General features: G+C 33.5%; 19 protein-coding genes. 4 read left to right on the plus strand and 15 right to left on the minus strand.

Features of this window, described 5'->3' with window-relative positions; translation table 11 throughout:
- Positions 1 to 12: 12 nt before the first annotated feature.
- The 14 genes from QYS48_RS01275 to QYS48_RS01340 all read right to left on the minus strand — a co-directional run bounded on the left by QYS48_RS01275 (position 13) and on the right by QYS48_RS01340 (position 12,535).
- On the minus strand, positions 13 to 786 hold the full coding sequence (locus tag QYS48_RS01275) for an anti-sigma factor (protein WP_302099707.1): 774 nt from the start codon (positions 784 to 786) through the stop codon (positions 13 to 15).
- Positions 776 to 1,378 carry an RNA polymerase sigma factor gene (locus QYS48_RS01280; protein WP_308357202.1) on the minus strand — a complete coding sequence of 201 codons (603 nt, stop codon included), beginning with the start codon at positions 1,376 to 1,378 and terminating at the stop codon, positions 776 to 778. The genes QYS48_RS01275 and QYS48_RS01280 overlap by 11 nt, the downstream gene beginning before the upstream one ends.
- 210 nt (positions 1,379 to 1,588) lie before the next feature.
- Positions 1,589 to 2,926, minus strand: a complete 1,338-nt coding sequence (locus QYS48_RS01285; RefSeq protein ID WP_308357203.1) for a rhodanese-like domain-containing protein — start codon at positions 2,924 to 2,926, stop codon at positions 1,589 to 1,591.
- 152 nt (positions 2,927 to 3,078) lie between these two features.
- On the minus strand, positions 3,079 to 3,900 hold the full coding sequence (locus QYS48_RS01290; protein ID WP_308357204.1) for a sulfite exporter TauE/SafE family protein: 822 nt from the start codon (positions 3,898 to 3,900) through the stop codon (positions 3,079 to 3,081).
- Positions 3,901 to 4,037: 137 nt separating this feature from the next.
- Positions 4,038 to 5,018 (minus strand): TlpA disulfide reductase family protein, encoded by a 981-nt coding sequence (locus QYS48_RS01295; RefSeq protein ID WP_308357205.1) that lies wholly within the window; start codon positions 5,016 to 5,018, stop codon positions 4,038 to 4,040.
- A gap of 48 nt (positions 5,019 to 5,066) precedes the next feature.
- Positions 5,067 to 5,582 carry an inosine/xanthosine triphosphatase gene (gene yjjX, locus QYS48_RS01300; RefSeq protein ID WP_302099703.1) on the minus strand — a complete coding sequence of 172 codons (516 nt, stop codon included), beginning with the start codon at positions 5,580 to 5,582 and terminating at the stop codon, positions 5,067 to 5,069.
- 83 nt (positions 5,583 to 5,665) lie between these two features.
- Positions 5,666 to 7,933 (minus strand): catalase/peroxidase HPI, encoded by a 2,268-nt coding sequence (gene katG, locus QYS48_RS01305; protein ID WP_308357206.1) that lies wholly within the window; start codon positions 7,931 to 7,933, stop codon positions 5,666 to 5,668.
- A 103-nt stretch (positions 7,934 to 8,036) separates the two neighbouring features.
- Positions 8,037 to 9,074: a cytochrome d ubiquinol oxidase subunit II gene (gene cydB / locus QYS48_RS01310; protein WP_308357207.1), complete on the minus strand. Its 1,038-nt coding sequence runs from the start codon at positions 9,072 to 9,074 to the stop codon at positions 8,037 to 8,039.
- Positions 9,075 to 9,114: 40 nt separating this feature from the next.
- Positions 9,115 to 10,488, minus strand: a complete 1,374-nt coding sequence (locus QYS48_RS01315) for a cytochrome ubiquinol oxidase subunit I (protein ID WP_308357208.1) — start codon at positions 10,486 to 10,488, stop codon at positions 9,115 to 9,117.
- Positions 10,489 to 10,510: 22 nt separating this feature from the next.
- Positions 10,511 to 11,107: a methyltransferase domain-containing protein gene (locus QYS48_RS01320; RefSeq protein WP_308357209.1), complete on the minus strand. Its 597-nt coding sequence runs from the start codon at positions 11,105 to 11,107 to the stop codon at positions 10,511 to 10,513.
- 65 nt (positions 11,108 to 11,172) lie between these two features.
- A complete protein-coding gene (locus tag QYS48_RS01325) occupies positions 11,173 to 11,364 on the minus strand; it encodes a hypothetical protein (RefSeq protein WP_302126837.1) in 192 nt (63 codons plus the stop codon).
- On the minus strand, positions 11,361 to 11,675 hold the full coding sequence (locus tag QYS48_RS01330) for a rhodanese-like domain-containing protein (RefSeq protein WP_302126840.1): 315 nt from the start codon (positions 11,673 to 11,675) through the stop codon (positions 11,361 to 11,363). The genes QYS48_RS01325 and QYS48_RS01330 overlap by 4 nt, the downstream gene beginning before the upstream one ends.
- Positions 11,672 to 11,935: a rhodanese-like domain-containing protein gene (locus QYS48_RS01335; RefSeq protein ID WP_302126842.1), complete on the minus strand. Its 264-nt coding sequence runs from the start codon at positions 11,933 to 11,935 to the stop codon at positions 11,672 to 11,674. The genes QYS48_RS01330 and QYS48_RS01335 overlap by 4 nt, the downstream gene beginning before the upstream one ends.
- Positions 11,936 to 12,052: 117 nt before the next feature.
- Positions 12,053 to 12,535, minus strand: a complete 483-nt coding sequence (locus QYS48_RS01340; RefSeq protein ID WP_308357210.1) for a CIA30 family protein — start codon at positions 12,533 to 12,535, stop codon at positions 12,053 to 12,055.
- 218 nt (positions 12,536 to 12,753) lie between these two features.
- Here QYS48_RS01340 and QYS48_RS01345 point away from each other — a divergent pair, with 218 nt between their 5' ends.
- The 4 genes from QYS48_RS01345 (at position 12,754) to crcB (ending at position 16,674) form a co-directional block, all read left to right on the plus strand.
- A complete protein-coding gene (locus QYS48_RS01345) occupies positions 12,754 to 13,236 on the plus strand; it encodes a DUF4293 domain-containing protein (RefSeq protein ID WP_308357211.1) in 483 nt (160 codons plus the stop codon).
- A 203-nt stretch (positions 13,237 to 13,439) separates the two neighbouring features.
- Entirely contained in the window at positions 13,440 to 15,326 is a 1,887-nt protein-coding gene (gene htpG / locus QYS48_RS01350; protein ID WP_308357212.1) for a molecular chaperone HtpG, read from the plus strand.
- An 86-nt stretch (positions 15,327 to 15,412) separates the two neighbouring features.
- Positions 15,413 to 16,306: a hypothetical protein gene (locus tag QYS48_RS01355; RefSeq protein WP_308357213.1), complete on the plus strand. Its 894-nt coding sequence runs from the start codon at positions 15,413 to 15,415 to the stop codon at positions 16,304 to 16,306.
- Positions 16,303 to 16,674, plus strand: coding sequence for a fluoride efflux transporter CrcB (gene crcB, locus QYS48_RS01360; RefSeq protein ID WP_302099692.1), 372 nt, complete (start codon positions 16,303 to 16,305; stop codon positions 16,672 to 16,674). The genes QYS48_RS01355 and crcB overlap by 4 nt, the downstream gene beginning before the upstream one ends.
- A 14-nt stretch (positions 16,675 to 16,688) precedes the next feature.
- Here the strand turns inward: crcB and QYS48_RS01365 are convergent, their stop codons facing one another.
- Positions 16,689 to 17,627 (minus strand): thioredoxin family protein, encoded by a 939-nt coding sequence (locus QYS48_RS01365; RefSeq protein ID WP_308357214.1) that lies wholly within the window; start codon positions 17,625 to 17,627, stop codon positions 16,689 to 16,691.
- Positions 17,628 to 17,733: the final 106 nt, after the last annotated feature.

The following is a 17,733-nucleotide window of genomic DNA, read 5'->3' on the forward strand; positions in this document are numbered from 1 at the left end:
TTAATTCTTTATTTAATAAGCTTCTTCAGCTGATTGATTACTTGCCAGAGCATTGATCATTTGACCGGTCTCAATTTTAAAAAGATCTTTATCTGACTCCATCAATTCCATTTTAGCAAACAAATAGTCCATATCTTCCTGTCTTTGTTCTTGAACGTATTCAGCAAAATCAGACAATAGTTGTTCTGTATATACTTGTTGTTGTTCGTTACTTTCTTTCCAATAGGTTTCCATCAGCTGCAAGTTATTTTGTTGCAATGAGGTTAAGTAATTATCAATAATTGCTTTGTTCTGATTACTTTGTTTAGCTAAATAGCTTTTTAGCTCTTGCTTATCTTCCACTCGCTTTTCTTCCAGTTTCTGTTCATAATTAGCCAATACCTGGCCCATCATTTTCTGAACTTCCTGCTGATTTAATTGATTTTGATCAGTTGAATTTTGGTTAAATGCTATTCTAAAGCCATTATCCTGACTTGAAATTTCGAGTCCTGTAAATTTTGCAGCTAACATTAAAATCAAGAAGGAGGCTGCAATTGAAATAAACCATTTAAACCCATTATGACTATTTTTTGGTGGCTCGGTTTTGTATACATTAAAAAATGGAGGTGCACTCACCTTTTCATCCTCCCAGCTCCCCATAATATTTTGAGTACTTTGAAAAGCCTCCAATTCTTCTTTTAAGTCTGGATTTTGACTTAATTCCTTTTCAAAAGCTGTTTTATCTTTAGGATCAAGCTCATCATAGAGATAATCCATTATCATCGCTTTCCAATCTTCAGTTTTCATATTTTAATGTATTTTCTGTAATATTCTCTTTTGCTAATAGTTTTCTCATGTGTGAGAAAGCATAATAAAGTCTAGACTTTACGGTATTTTCAGAAACATTTAAAGCCTCTGCTATTTCTCTGAATTTCAATCCCTCATATTCTTTCATAATCAAAACCTCTCTTTGGTCTTTACTTAATTGCTGTAAGCATTTATTTAAAATGCCACCTAATTCACTTCTTAAATAAGTCTGTTCTGGATTATGTTCTCTGGGTTTTGACACTTCCCAAACTGGGCTTGTATCCTCTTCCTTTTTAGGTAAAAGCTGGTCAAAACTTAACCATCTGTGTCTTTTACCTTTTCTGCTTTCTTGCCTGCAAATATTTGTAGCTATTGTATAAATCCATGATTTAAACTTGCTACATTCTTTCAATTGATCAATTTTATGATGCATGGTAATGAAAGTTTGCTGAGCGGCTTCAGCAGCTAAATCGGATTCTCCAAAGTATTTAAAAGCATAATTATAAATACGCGGATACCATTCTCTCACCACTTCGCCTTGCGCATAGGTGTCTCCACTTTGGGCTTGTGATATTAAATCTTCATTTTGCACCGCATACATTTTAATATATTCAAGTTATGACTTATTTAATTCTTGGATGCGGCTGCTCTCTGAAAAGTTTTAAAGGATGTGAAATATTTTTATTTTTTTAAAATATTAAATCAAGGTGTTGATTATTAAGCATAAGCTGTAGGTATAAAACAAAAAAGGTGAGCCTAAGCCCACCTTTTTTTCACTAATCAATCAAAAAAAACTAAAACACTATTTAAAGTCATTTACCGCATCACTTAAGTCATACACTTTAGCTTCTGGTAATAATCTTTTTACTATACTAAATCCTGCTGCTGACCTATAACCACCAGCACAGTGTACTATTATTGGCTTTTCAGTATCGATATCATCTGCTTTTTCACGCAATTCAGGTAATGGAATATTCGTTGCAGATTCAAAGAATTTACCATCTGCTACCTCTGATTTGTTTCTAATATCAATTATGGTGTATGCTTCAGGGTTTTTCTTAAAGTCCTCTACATTCACCAAAGGATCGGTTACTACATCACCTTTTGGGTTAATTACTCCTGCTACTAAATTATTTTCATATCCTATCTTAGCAGCTCTATAGATTGCAAATTCTAATTCTTCTTTATTTTCTGCAATCAGGTAGTACTCCTCATCAGGACCTACTATAGATCCTAACCAAGTTTCAAACTTATCAGCTTCTTTATTTTGGATGTTTATAGCACCTTTAATGTGACCTTTTTTAAATTCTTCTTTTACTCTGGTATCAATGATTAATGCAGAGCTAGGAATTTCAAAGCCTTCTTTTATTTCTGCATTTTTTACTGCCTCCTCTAATGAAGCTGCTCCTTTTCTATTTACCTCAACACTATTTGGGAAATATTTAGGTATAAAAGATTGTCCTTCTAAAAATGCATCTACAAACTTATCTTTTTCCTTAATTTGAAACGCCCAGTTATTTTCTTTCTCTTTAGCAATGGTACTGCTCAAGTCACTACTCATGTTTTTACCACAAAGTGAGCCGGGTCCGTGTGCAGGATAAACTACCGTATCATCTGATAAATCAGCAAATACATCATTTACTGTATCATACATCATTCCTGCTAATTCTTTTTTACTTACCTGAATATTTCCGGCTCCTTCTCTTAGGTCGGGACGACCAACATCTCCTACAAATAATGAGTCTCCTGTAAATACAGCTTTTTGCTCACCATTTTCATCTAGTAATAAATATGAATTATGATCTGGAGAGTGCCCTGGAGTAAACAATGCTCTGAAAGTAACTCCACCTATTTTAACTTCTTCCCCATGACCTAAGGGTGAGAAATCATAACTCACTCCCACTTTTTCATTTACATAAATCTTAGCATCAAATTTATTATGCAATTCTAAATGACTACTGATAAAGTCTGCGTGTGGGTGCGTTTCAAATACTGCTATAATTTTAGCATTATGATCATGCGCAAAGTCTATATATTGTTGAATATCTCTTGATGGATCTACTAAAGCTACTTCTCCTCCACTTTCAATTGCAAAAGAACCTTGAGCTAAAGCGTCATCATAAAAATGTTTAATATTCATATCGTTGGTTTTTCTTTTTTTGAATTCAGTAGTATTAACGACACTAATGCAATTAAGATAGTAACATTGGTTACATAGTGATTTAAAATGCTTGTAAACAAAAAAAGAGCTCCTAGGAGCTCTTTTTAAAATTAAACAACATTAGAATCCAATCACATGAATAGTTCTTTAAAAATCATGATTGATCCCATGATTAAAACGAACCATCCAAAGCCTTTTTTTAGTTTTTGTCCATCAATTAAATTTGATAGATAAGAACCTATAAATATACCTGAGCCAGCGATTACAGTGAATATGGCTAAAAATACCCAGTCAATTTCTCCACCAGATTGAATATCACCAATGAAACCAATTAAAGATTTAGCAGCAATAATTAATAATGAAGTACCTACTGCTTCTTTCATTGGTAACTTAGCCAATACTACTAGTGCAGGAATAATTAAGAATCCTCCACCTGCACCAACTAAACCTGTCAATGCTCCTACTACGATTCCTTCTACAATAATTAATGGGTAATTAAATTTTTGAACGGTTTCTCCTGCTTCCTCCTCAGCCTCTTCTGCTACTTTTTTCTTTCCTTTAATCATAGAGTATGATGCTGCAATCATTAAAATCGCAAAAATCACCATAATCCCAATTGATCTTGTGATTTCTAATCCTCCAATGTAAAACCATGATTCTGGTAAAGCTGGTACTAGAAGTAAACGCGTTAAATAAACTGAAATGAAAGCTGGAATTGTAAATACTATACCTGTTTTATAATTTACTAATCCTTTTTTAGCATAATTTAATCCCCCTACTAAAGAACTAAAACCTACAATGAATAATGAATAGGCAGTGGCTGTAACAGGATTAATTCCAAGTAAATAAACTAATACAGGTACAGTAAGAATAGAACCTCCTCCACCGATTAAGCCTAAAGAGATGCCAATTATAGCCGCACTTAAAAAACCAATTATTTCTATTAATGTCATATTGTCTATCTGTTAATTTTAAGACAAAAGTAGATAGTACAATATCTATCAGGCGTAACAAATGTTACTATATTAAATAAACAACCGACTTCACATTTAATCAAAGGTTCTAAGCTAAATCCACTGATTATACTATTTCAAGAACCTCTATTAATATGTTTTTTCAATTTAGCTTTCAGTACTTCTTCAGAAGAAATTTCCCATCTTTCAACAATAATCCCTTTTGGATCAACCAATAAATAAGTTGGATATGATTGAATCTTATATTGAAGTAGCAACTCTTTTTTATCACCCTCAATCGTCCATATCACTGGCCAGTTTATTGATAAATTATTCTTCTCAGCTAAAGATGTCCATCTATCTATAGCACTATCTTCATTAAGTGTAATAAATTGCACTTCACTAAATTCTTCCTTCACTTCAATTAAATAGGGAAAAGCCTTCCAACAGGGTCCACACCATGAAGCGGCTATATCTATTAATAGATATTGACCACGAAAATCTTTAGTGCTAATAGAATTCCCTTCTTTGTCAAACCCAGTAAAATCAATAATTTCAGCTTTCAGCTCGATTTTTCTCTTTTCTAAACTATTTATATATGCATTGAAATTAGGTATTTCTGAACGCCTTGCTATTGGAATAAGCTGATAAAGCTCTTTAAATTGAGCTTTTGTGAAATCCATAAATCTGTAATACCGATCTATGTAATTTAAGGCAACTATTGAATTTAAGTTTGAAATGAAAACCTCTTTGAATTTGGGATATGGATCTTTATAATCAAACTTTTCAAAAATTTTATGACTTTCTGATCCACTTACTATTAATTCTTTACTAAAAATATTCTGTTCAAAAAACACTTCAACCTCACCCCCATCGTACCAAAATGTATATGATCTATTGTTTGGTGTAATAAGCGCTCCAAATTCGGGTTCAGAAACTGTTAATGAAAATACATATTCCTTTTGATCCGGGCTAAAAGCATAAGTTTCATTCTGAAGGATTAGCAAATATTCTTTAGATAGCCCCTTATTACTTCTAATAGTCAAATTTACTTGCTCCTGTGAGAATCCAAGCGAAATTGAGATGAAAAAGAACAACAAGGTTATATAAGAATTCATAGTTTTTCTTATAAAAATAAAAGAGTAAAAGCTAAAAACAAACTAAAATTACCGTTTATTTTGAAATGGAATTAAAGCCATAATTATAGCATGTTCATAGTATTGTGTTCTATCTATTAATCCATTGGTTAAAATTCCGACTGCTCCATCTTTTTGCTTTGAATTACTTCTTTTAAAGTAAATATCATCCGCTTCGCCTAATTCAATACCATTGTTTACCATTTCTGCAATTGGTTCAGGTAGATAAAACACTGCAGTTTGCGCTTGACTGTTCTTCGTTTTAGATAAGATAACTATCCAAGCAAAAGCTTGCATACCGAAATCATCATTATGAATTCCTCCCTCAATGCCTACCCAATAATCAGCATTAGGCTTATTATTCCTTGCATTTTGAGCTCTATTTTTTGCTCCTAGTAATGTTTCCTTATGATCCATGGGTTGATCTCTTACATTGGAAGGAACGTTAATACCTTCAAATGAAAAATCATCATCTATCATTTTTTGGAAGGCTATTTTAGTAGCTTCAATTTTTACTGGATTTTGAGAAGCAATTATTATTTTCATTTATTTTGATTTTAAAATGGCCGAATATAAGAAAAGCCGAACTTTTCAGCTCGGCTTTTCTAAAAACAATAACCACTAATTGATTACTGATAGATTAAATCAAATCTATCTAACTTCATTATTTTGTCCCATGATGCGACAAAGTCATTCACAAATTTCTCTTTTGAATCAGACTGTGCATACACCTCAGCTAAAGCTCTTAATTCAGAATGTGAACCGAATACTAAGTCTGCTCTAGTTGCTGTATATTTTTGCTCTCCAGTTTCTCTGTCTTTTCCAATGAACTGTTCTTTTGTATCATCTGTAGCATCCCACTCAGTGCTCATGCTCAAAAGATTCACAAAGAAATCATTCGTTAATTTTGTTTTATCGTCAGTGAAAACACCATGCTCTGAACCATCATAATTAGCTCCTAATGTTCTCATACCTCCAATTAATACCGTCATTTCTGGTGGAGTTAATCTTAACAATTGAGCCTTGTCAATTAATAACTCCTCAGTAGAAACACTGTATCTAGTTTTTAGATAATTTCTAAATCCATCTGCCATTGGCTCTAATAAATTCATTGAAGCCACATCAACATCTTCTTGTCTGGCATCCATACGGCCAGGAGTAAAAGGTACTTCAACATCATATCCAGCATTAGCAGCAGCTTTCTCAATACCGGCAGCACCTGCTAATACAATAAGATCAGCCATAGATACTTTCTTAGCACCTGAAGTTTTGTGAAATTCTCCCTGAATATTTCTTAAAGTACCTAATACTTTTTGTAATTGCTCTGGGTTATTAACTTCCCAATCTTTCATTGGTGCTAATTGGATATGTGCACCATTTGCGCCACCTCTCCTATCTGAATGTCTGTAAGTTGAAGCAGATGCCCAAGCAGTAGTAACCATTTCACTGATACTTAATCCAGAATTAAGGATATCATTCTTCAAGCTAGCAATATCTGAAGCATTAATTAAAGGATGATTAACTTCTGGAACAGGATCTTGCCAGATGAAATCTTCTTCAGGAGCTTCAGGTCCTAAATAAGTAGAATTAGGTCCCATATCTCTATGGGTTAATTTAAACCAAGCTTTAGCAAACGCTTTATTAAATAAATCAGGGTTTTCTAAAAACTCACGAGAGATCTTTGCAAAACCTGAATCATATCTTAAAGATAAGTCAGTTGTAAACATTGCTGGCTTATGTTTTTTATTTGGGTCATGCGCATCGGGCACCATCACTTTAGGATCTTTAGCCACCCACTGATGAGCGCCTGCCGGGCTCTTAGTTAGCTCCCATTCATTTTCAAATAAACTTGTTAAATAGCTATGACTCCACTTTGCAGGAGTTGCAGTCCATGTTACTTCTAAACCTGAAGTTATAGCATCTTTACCTTTACCTGATTTGTAAGAACTTTTCCATCCGAAACCTTGCTCCTCCATATCTGCTGCAGCGGGTGCTTCACCCACATTATCAGCTGGACCAGCTCCATGGGCTTTTCCTAATGTGTGACCTCCTGCAATTAGAGCAACAGTCTCTTCATCATTCATACCCATTCTTCCAAATGTTTGTCTGATATCGTATGCAGCCAATACTGGATCAGGATTTCCGTTTGGTCCTTCTGGGTTTACATAAATTAACCCCATTTGTACAGCTGCTAGAGGATCTTCCAATTCTCTATCTCCAGAATAACGTTCTTTATCACTTAACCATTTCTCCTCAGATCCCCAATAAACATCTAATTCAGGCTCGTAAACGTCTTCTCTACCACCAGCAAAACCGATGGTTTCAAATCCCATATCCTCTAGGGCAACATTACCTGTTAAGATCATTAAATCTGCCCAAGAAATTTTGTTACCATATTTTTGCTTGATAGGCCATAATAATCTTCTTGCCTTATCTAAATTAGCATTATCAGGCCAGCTGTTAATAGGAGCAAATCTCTGTTGACCAGATCTTGATCCACCTCTACCATCGCCAGTTCGGTAAGTACCTGCACTGTGCCATGCCATACGAATCATAAAAGGTCCATAATGACCATAATCTGCAGGCCACCAATCTTTAGAATCTTTAAGTACTTTAGCAATGTCTTGCTTCAACGCATAGTAATCTAAGCTTTGAAAAGCTTCTTTGTAATCAAAATCCTTATTCATAGGATCCGACAACTCAGAATTTTGCCTTAAAATTGATAAATCTAATCTATTTGGCCACCAATCAGTTAATTGGCTCGCCTTCATTGCAGATTCACTCTTCTTAGTAGCACCAGAATAAGCATCTGCTTCTGCAGTCTTCTCGCCTTCATTTTGACATGCTGTAAACATGCTCATGACGAATAATAATACTATTGGAATTATTCTTTTCATTACTTTATGGTTTAAAAAATTTGATTCTATACAAAAATACACTATAAATTTAGTGTTCCAACAATCGATTAAGACGATTTTCTATATATAGTTATAGATAAAATCAATAACTATGTTCGTCAATTTTAACTTTGCCACGGAAGGTCCAGAAAACAAAGCCTGTGTATATCGCAACTAAGGGTACAGCAATCATTGCAATGGTAAGCATTATACCTAATGATTTTTCAGAGGCAGAAGCATTATAAAGTGTTAAACTATAAGCAGGGTCAATAGTAGAATGAAGCATAGAAGGAAAAAGCCCTACTGCTCCAATTACTAATAATGCTGAAATCACTCCAGTAGAAGAAATAAAAGCATATCCATAATTCCTTTTGCTTACCTGACGAGGAATATTAGCCATTAATAATACTAGAACCACAGGCAAGAAAAACATCCATTCTTGTTCTTTAATTTGATCAGTTAAATGGGGTACGTATAGTAATGTGTAAAAGCTTAACAGTAACGCTGCTAAAATAAAAAATACAGTACTATTTTTTATTATTAAACCTAATTGGTCATAAAGCTTACCTTCAGTTTTCATTCCCAAATAAAGAGCTCCATGAAGCATAAATAAACCTAAAGTGGTCACACCAGTTAATAGAGAAAATGGATTGATAAAATTAAAATCTGTTTCATGAGTGAACTCACCTGTTTCATCAATTGGCAGTCCCTGCAGTACATTCCCTAATACCATACCTAAAGCAAGTGCCATAATAATGCTGGCAACTGAAAAAGCGATATCCCAAGTTTGCTGCCACCACACCATCGGTTCTTTCCCTCTGAATTCGATTGACACTGCTCTAAAGATAATCATGACCAAAAACAACATCAGCGGGATATATAAACCTGAAAAAAGTGTAGCGTAAACAGGAGGAAAAGCTGCAAATAAGACTCCTCCTGTAATTACAAGCCAAACTTCATTTCCATCCCAAACGGGGCCAATTGCATTTATTGCAATTTTTCTATTTTCCCTATTTCCTAAGAAGAGATGAATAGCTCCAACACCAATATCAAAACCATCCAGGATCGCATAACCCGTTACCACTGCTCCCAACAGCAAAAACCACCAAATATTATATTCAAGTCCGATAAAAGTATCCATATTTTTAGCTTATTAAAATTAAGATTGATTGATAATTTGATTAGTTGAAATCAGGTACACTAGCAGTTTGATGCGGCCTTTGGTCTTCCATTTTCTCATCATACGGTCCGTGCTGAATTTTCTTATTAAGTAGATATATAAATAATAGAAAAAGCAATAAGTAAACGAAGAAAAATAAAATTAATGAGAATAAAACCTGATTAGCAGTAACTGCTTGAGATAAGGCATCAGAAGTTTTCAATAATCCATAAACCACCCAAGGCTGTCTTCCCATTTCAGCGGCAAACCACCCTACCTGATTAGCAATCTGGGGTAAAAATACTGCCCAAACGAATACCCACATAAGCCATCTATATTGAAATAATTTTCCTCTCCACCATAAGAAGCCTGCAAATAAACTTAAGCCAATTAATAACATACCAATAGCTACCATAAGGTGATAAAATTGAAAAACTGCGTTCACCTGAGTAGGAATTTCATCTTCAGGAAAAGCATCTAGACCTTTGACTGGGGTAGTAAAATCCTGATGGATTAGAAACGTTAGACCTTTTGGTAATTTAATTCCTACAACTTCTTTTGATTTGTGATCTACCCAACCGAATAAATATAAATCTGCCACCTCACTTTTAGGATAATGACCTTCAAATGCAGCAAGTTTTGCAGGTTGATTTTCTGCAACACCATCAGCTGAATTATGCCCAGTAAATAATTGTGCTAAAGAAGAAATCATTGCTACAACCAATGCGATTTTAAAAGCTGGTTTTGCTATTTCAAGGAATTTTCCTTTTAAAATGTAATATGCATTTACTGAGAGTACTAAAAACGCTCCGGCAAGAAAGGCTCCTATAATAACATGAGAAAGTCTATCTACTGATGATGGATTAAATACCATTGCCCAGAAATCAGTAATTTCTGCCTTTTGGTTTAAACCCTCTCCCACTATTTTAAAACCAGCAGGGGTTTGTTGCCAACTATTGGCTACCACTATCCAAACAGCTGAAAACATAGAACCAAAAGCAACTCCAATAGTAGAAATAAAATGAACAACGGGTGAAACTCTATTCCATCCAAAAAGCAATACCCCAAGAAATCCTGATTCTAGTGCAAAAGCAAATAAACCCTCAGCAGCTAAAGCAGAACCAAATATATCTCCAACATAGCGTGAATAGGTTGCCCAATTCGTTCCGAATTCAAACTCCATTACAATTCCAGTAGCTACTCCAATTCCGAATATGAGAGCAAAAATCTTAACCCAAAAACGGGTCATTTTATGATATAACTCTTTTTTTGTTTTCAAGTACATCCCTTCCATAATGATTAATATTACTCCTAATCCAATGCTTAAAGGTGGATAGATGTAATGGAAGGCCACTGTAAAGGCAAACTGTATTCTTGCTAAGATTTCAGTATCCATAATTGATAGTTTTTATTTATTGTTAAGGTTTAGTTGCAATTAAGCGGATAATATCAGCTTTTCCTTCATGATATTTTCCTTCTGTTAAATGTGTTTCTGTAATTTCCAGCAATTCTATATTTAAATCTTTAAAATCTTCTTTAAGGATTTCTTTTGTATATAACATCTCTACATTTTTGGGTCCTCCAGAATTATTATTGATTTGATCAGGATTAAAAGCTTCCAATATTATTTTCCCTCCAGGCTTCAACCATTTTATGGCTTTTTGATGAGCAAGTTTTCTTAATTCTTCAGGAAAATGAGCGTAAATGAGAGCCACTACATTAGCTGAATTTTCCGGATACTCCTTTTCATGAATATCTGCAGTTTCATAATGAGGAGACACATTCATCTCTTTTGCAAGTTTATTTGCTTTAGCTTTTGCTGATGAGCTAAAATCAAATGCATTCACTTGCCAACCTAAAAGTGCAGCAAAAACTGCGTTTCTACCTTCACCATCGCATGGAAGAATAATCTTACCTGCTTCCATTTTTTTTAAATTGTCACGGAGAAATTCATTGGGCTCAGTTCCGTAAACAAACGTATCCTGAGCATATCTTTCATTCCAAAATTCTTTCATAAATTTTAGTTATTTTGTCGGTTTTTACAAAATAAAAAAGCCAGAAAACTACTGGCTTTTTTTACTTATTTTTTGGGCACAGCACAACTGCCACTACCACATCCTTGATTCAACAAAGCTAGAAAAGTGAATAATCCTCCCACTATTAATGCCATGAAATCCCATTCCAGATAAGCTGTTACTAATAAATACATACCTATAAGCAATCTTAGCCATCGCATAAAAGTCCAGGGAGTATTCCAAATCGCTTTAATCATATTAATTTTCTATTTAGTGAAGTCCACGCACCACCGTTAAAAACGTTTTCATAACCATTCGCTTTTAATATACTTTTAGCTCTGCTACTCCTCATTCCTGATGCACAACAGGTGATTATTGTTTTTTCTTTATCTCTTAATTGAGAAATATTAGAAGCCAAAGTCTCTACAGGAATGTTTTTAGCATTCTTTATATGACCTTGTTTAAACTCCCCTTTTGTTCTAACATCCAAAATTATGGCCCCTTCTTCAGCTAATGTTTTAAAATCAGCTTTAGGACCTAAACCGAATAATTTTCTTAAAAAACTCATAATGCCATTGCATAATTTTCAGCCGCAAACCATGAACCTCCGTTGTGGCAATCTATACCTTTGGATTGTAAAATGCTTTGTGCCATTCCACTTCTATTTCCTGATGCACAGCATAATACTATTTCTCCATCGATCCTGCTAATTTCCTCAGCTTTATCTTCTATCTCATTTAAGGGAATATTTATTGCTCCTTGAGCATGTCCCATTACAAATTCTCCTTCTGACCTTACGTCAATAATTGTTATATTTGAATTTTTCATTTATTTCTAATTTTTGTAAAACTATGATGCAAGTAACGCACATTCAAATATTAGGATAGTAACAGTTGTTACATTCATTTAAGATATAATAAAGAAAAAGAAGATGAAAAGTTCTATTTAAATCAACTCAATACTGTCTATTAGTAATTCAAATTTTTCATTCCTCTTATTTGCAATCAAAAAGGTTACCTCTGAAACAGATGAATGATTGAAGTTAGGCATATTAAGTCTTCTACCTCTAAAAACAGGATACATACTACTTAGTGGAATATCGATAATATCCCAATTGTTTGTCGTTTGAAAAGTAAATGTATAAGAATAATAATCATTTGAATTTGCCTTTATTCTGAACTGGTAATTTTTACCATCACCTTTCAATTTAATTTTAACTTTTGTAAAATCTGTTAACTCGATTTTAGGAAATCGGTATCTGACAGATGAAAACCCACCATTGTTTTCTAAGGAAACATCTCCCTTAAAAACTGCATACCCTTCTTCATTAATTCTGATAGAACCAGCGGAAACTCCACCCATAACTTTATCATCTACCACATACCAATTAGATAAATCAGAATTCTTATTAAAGTTAAATATTGTCATCTTACTGATTTGAAAGGGGACTAAAAATACTAATACAAAATAAAATAATTTCACCATACATGATATTAGTTAGTCATTTATAATGCATAACTAACAAAAGCTAGGGTGGTTTAAATATTGAAATCAAATGTAGAATTAAGTTCTATTTTAGTGTTGTTACATTTGCTAAAGTATTTTTTACTGTATATTTGCAATTAAATAATCAAACAGATTTTTAGATGCTTCAAAGAATACAAACTATATTTTTACTGATAGTTGCGTTAGCAATGCTAGTTTTCCTTTTTTCACCTTTATGGCAAAAAGTGGATACTGAAACCGGTGCTACCTATACGATTACTGCTTTTGCATTAGAAACTTCCAATATTCCAGAACAAGGAGAAGAACAAGAATTTATGCCATATGCTGTTGCTGGAATTTTAGGACTTTTAGGTTCATTAGTTGCTTTCATTGCCATTGGAATGTATAAAAATAGAATGAGACAGATTATGCTCTCAACTCTGAATTCAATCTTAATCGGTACGGCTTTAGGTTTATCTGCATATTGGACTACACAAGCAGAAGGCAATGTATTACCAGGTATAGCTGGAGCTTATAATTACGGGCTTTTTCTCCCAGCCATAGCGCTAGTATTCAATTCATTAGCTGTTCGTTTTATAAGAAAAGATGAAAGGCTTGTAAGATCTATGGATAGGTTGAGATAATAAGGAGCTATAAAGAAAAATATATAAAATGCTTCTATATTAGAGAGGCATTTTTTTTGATTGTGAATTAACAATAATGCTATTTTTTCATAGTTGACATTATCCAATTCAAAATTTATGACAAGCTGACAGCAAATGATCATAAAAATTCAAATGGAATAACTATTGAGGTTTGCGAGTTTGTAATCAAAACAGTAAACAAAATGCAAGAGAAAGGTAGTATTTCGATTCATTCGGAAAATATTTTCCCGATAATAAAGAAGTTTTTATACTCTGATCATGAGGTATTCCTACGTGAGTTAGTTTCAAATGCAGTAGATGCTACTCAAAAAATTAAAAGCCTAGGTACTTTAGGCGAATATGAGGGTGATTTAGGTGATCTTAGCATCGAAATCAAGATAGATAAAAAGAAAAAGACTTTGCATGTCATCGATAAAGGTATCGGTATGACAGGTGAAGAAATCAAAAAATATATTAACCAGATTGCCTTTTCTGGTGCCACCGAATTCGTAGAAAAATATAAAGAAAAAGGTGAAGGATCTGGAATAATAGGTCACTTCGGTTTAGGTTTCTATTCTGCTTTTATGGTGGCAGATACAGTAGAAATTATATCCTTATCAAGAGAAAAGGACTCTAAACCAGCTCATTGGACTTGTGATGGAAGTACTGAATTTGAATTAAAAGAGGGTGACAAGAAAGAAAGAGGGACTGAAATTATTCTTCACATTAATGATGATTCAAAAGAGTTTTTAGAAGAATACAGAATCAATGAAATTCTTACCAAGTATTGTAAATTCTTACCAATCCCAATCATATTTGGAGAAACAGAAGAAACAGTAAAAGAAGGGGAAGGAGATGATGCCAAAGAGAAAAAGGTAAAGAAACCAAAGGTAATCAACAATACTACTCCAATCTGGACAAAAGCACCTGCTGACTTAACGGATCAGGAATATAAAGACTTTTACAAAGAATTATATCCATTCAGTGAAGATCCTTTATTCTGGATTCATCTAAATGTTGATTATCCGTTCAACTTAACAGGAGTATTATACTTCCCTAAAATCAAGAATGACTTTGATATTCAGAAGAATAAAATTCAGCTATATTCTCGTCAAGTATTTATTACTGATGAAGTAAAAGATGTTGTTCCTGAATTCTTGATGTTAATGCATGGAGTTATCGACTCTCCTGACATTCCTCTTAACGTTTCTAGAAGCTACTTACAAGCAGATAGTAATGTAAAGAAAATCAATAATCACATCACCAAAAAAGTAGCGGATAAATTAGCTGAACTTTACAAAAATGATAGAAAATCATTTGAAGAGAAGTGGGAAAGCATTGGCTTATTTGTGAAGTATGGAATGATGAGTGATGACAAATTCTATGACAAAGCGAAGAAATTCTGCTTATTACAAAGCATTGAACAGGATAAATATTTCACTTTAGATGAATATAAAGAAAGCATTGCTGGTAATCAGACCGATAAAGATGGGAATGTGACTATACTTTATGCTTCAAATCCTGATAAGCAACATGCATACATTAACTCAGCACAGAAAAAAGGCTATGATGTTGTTTTATTAGATAGCCCAATTGATGCCCATTTCATCAATCAATTAGAACAAAAACTAGAGAAAACAAATATCAAGCGTGTGGATGCTGATATTGTAGACAAGTTAATTGACAAGGATGAAAAAGCAGAAAGCGTTCTTTCTGATGATGAAAAAGAAAAGCTTAAAAAGATTTTTGAAGAAGCCATCAATAATCAATCTATGACGGTTGCAGTGGAAGCATTATCGCCTGATGAATTACCAGTATCACTGACAATGCCAGAATTTATGAGAAGAATGAAAGATATGCAGCAAACTGGAGGTGGAATGCCTTTCATGGGTGGAATGCCAGATCAGTATAATTTAACTGTGAATGCAAATCATAAGATGGCTTCCAAAATATTGAAAGCTGAAAAAGAAGAGGAGCAAAAAAATATTGCAAAGCAGAACTATGATTTAGCGCTATTATCGCAAAACATGTTAAATGGTAAAGACTTGACTGACTTTATTAACCGTAGCGTTGAAATGATGGAAAAATAATTAGAAATTCGTAATTGAAAAATTAATAATTATTAGAGACAGCCCGGAATTTTCAATAACTTCGGGCTGTTTTCGTTAATGGCTATATGAAGAAATTCTTACTCATATCAATTTTTTTCATCTCATTATCCACTATACTAATCGCGCAGGATAAAAAAGAAGAAGCTTCACAGGATACTATCCCAACTCCAGCTGACACCATCAAAAAAACTTTCCAATTTTTAGATGGAGCTCCTGTTACCATAGACTTAAGCACGGAACAAGAAGAGGAAGAAGACAAAGAAGAAAAGAAAGAAGAAAAACCAAAAAGAAACTTCTATTATGATAAGAAAACTCGAAAGAGCTATACGCTTTCAGGTTATGGAAATAATGTAACTCGTGAACTCTTTAATTACTTAAAAAAAGAATTTGTGGAACCCGATCCATATGTCCGAGATTTCTATTGGTATGATTTTCAAAGAAAAGAAATCAGAAGTACTAAAAATGCAGACCCGAAATTTGCTGGAATATTACATGGACCATACCAAAAATTAAAGGATGAGGTAGTAATTGAAAAAGGGATGTTTTGGAATGGGCTAAAACATGGCAGATGGATGCGCTATGACAATAACGGGATCTTATTAGATAAGTTAACCTATTTTAAAGGTTGGCCTATTGACTCTAAAATCACCTATTATGATGAGGAAAAGCGAGAACGGGTAAAAGAAGTAATTCCTATTGAACATGGTGAAAAAGAGGGAACCTATCTTTACTTTCATGAAAATGGTCAAGTAGCCGTCCAAGGTGAGTACAGATTTGATGAAAAAGTAGGCTTATGGGTTGAATATTATGATTTAAGAAGAAGAAGGAAAAAAACCATTCAATACGGTCGTGATCCTTTCGATAAAAACTTTGAGCCCTACATTAACCAAGAATGGAATTCCGCAGGTAAATTAGTGTATGATCGTGATCAATGGAAACGTAAATATGCCTCAAAATGATAAAAAATTTACTATTAGTAGGTTTAGGTGGAGCATTAGGTAGTATTGCTCGTTATGGTACAGCTTTAATTTCTCAAAAGTATTTATCTACAATTTTACCATTCGGTACTTTAATAGCCAATATTTTAGGTTCATTTTTAATAGGGATTTTCCTTGCCTATGAATTAGAAAACCCATCATTAAACTTTAAACTATTACTTATCGCAGGCTTTTGCGGAGGTTACACAACATTTTCAACCTTTACTTTTGAAAATTTAAGCTACCTACAAAATGGTCAGTTTGGCTTGTTTCTTTTATACGGAATTGGAAGTATACTAATAGGTTTATTAGCAGTATTTTTAGGTTTCAGTTTAATCAAAATAATATAAAGAAGGAAGCTATATTAATTAGCTCCTTCTATACTTTCATTTTCTTCTTCTTGCTTTAAAGCCAGTGGTTTAATCCTTTCTAACTCTGCTTTAGCTTTCTCATTATCAGGATATATGGATATTACTTTCTCATAAGCTTTAACTGCTTCTGAATAATTCTCCATTTCTGTCAAAAGCTCTGCATAACTATTATGAGTATACCATACTGAGGAGTGATAATAGGTGTTGAGTTGAAAAACAAGTGAGGCTTCTTTATTTTTTCCCCCAGCTTTTAATACCTTACCCAAGGTATTCAACTCTGCAGATCTACCTACTTTATAATAAGCTGTATTATAAATATTTTGGATATCTTCGTAAACCTCATCCATAGTCATTTTATCAAAAAGATCAAGAAAATAACTAGCTCCTTTATAATTAGGGGCTGATGGATATCCCAATGCAATCTGAGCAACATCGGTTAATAAATCTGTACTTGGCGATTCTACTATTCTACCAATTTCATTTCCATCTTCTTTAAAAATAAAGGTAGGTACACGGTGAATATTTAAGCCCTTTTCTTCTCCATTAGGGCCTTGTTTGTATTTTTCATCAGAACTATGAAGAGCAATGAATCTCAGTTGATCCCTTTCTAAACCTAATTCATCCCAAAGTTTAAGAAATTGAGGTACCCACTCCTGGCTATCTCCACACCAAGTTCCTAAATAAATGTCTACTTCTTTGTTCTGAAGTTTTTTAGTCCATTCTAACTCTCTTTGCTCTAATGAGAATTTCTCATAGCCTTTGTTAAACCAAGTTGAATAAGTAGTATCCTCTTGTAATTGATGAACTGGAAATTCCCCCCAAATATGTTTATCTCCATCATCGTTAGTGTAAAATTCTACCCCCTGAGCTAGAGACAGAGAAATAGAAAGTAAATAAAAAGTGGTTAAAATTGATAGTGCTTTCTTCATCATAGTTCTTTTAGAATAATTTTTATGCAAATTAACTACTAAGGTATATTACCAACTATGATTTGTGTTAAATAGTGTTAACAACACGAAATAATTTATATTCGACCGC

Origin of the sequence: Marivirga arenosa, from assembly GCF_030503895.2 — a bacterium.
Classification (GTDB): domain Bacteria; phylum Bacteroidota; class Bacteroidia; order Cytophagales; family Cyclobacteriaceae; genus Marivirga; species Marivirga arenosa.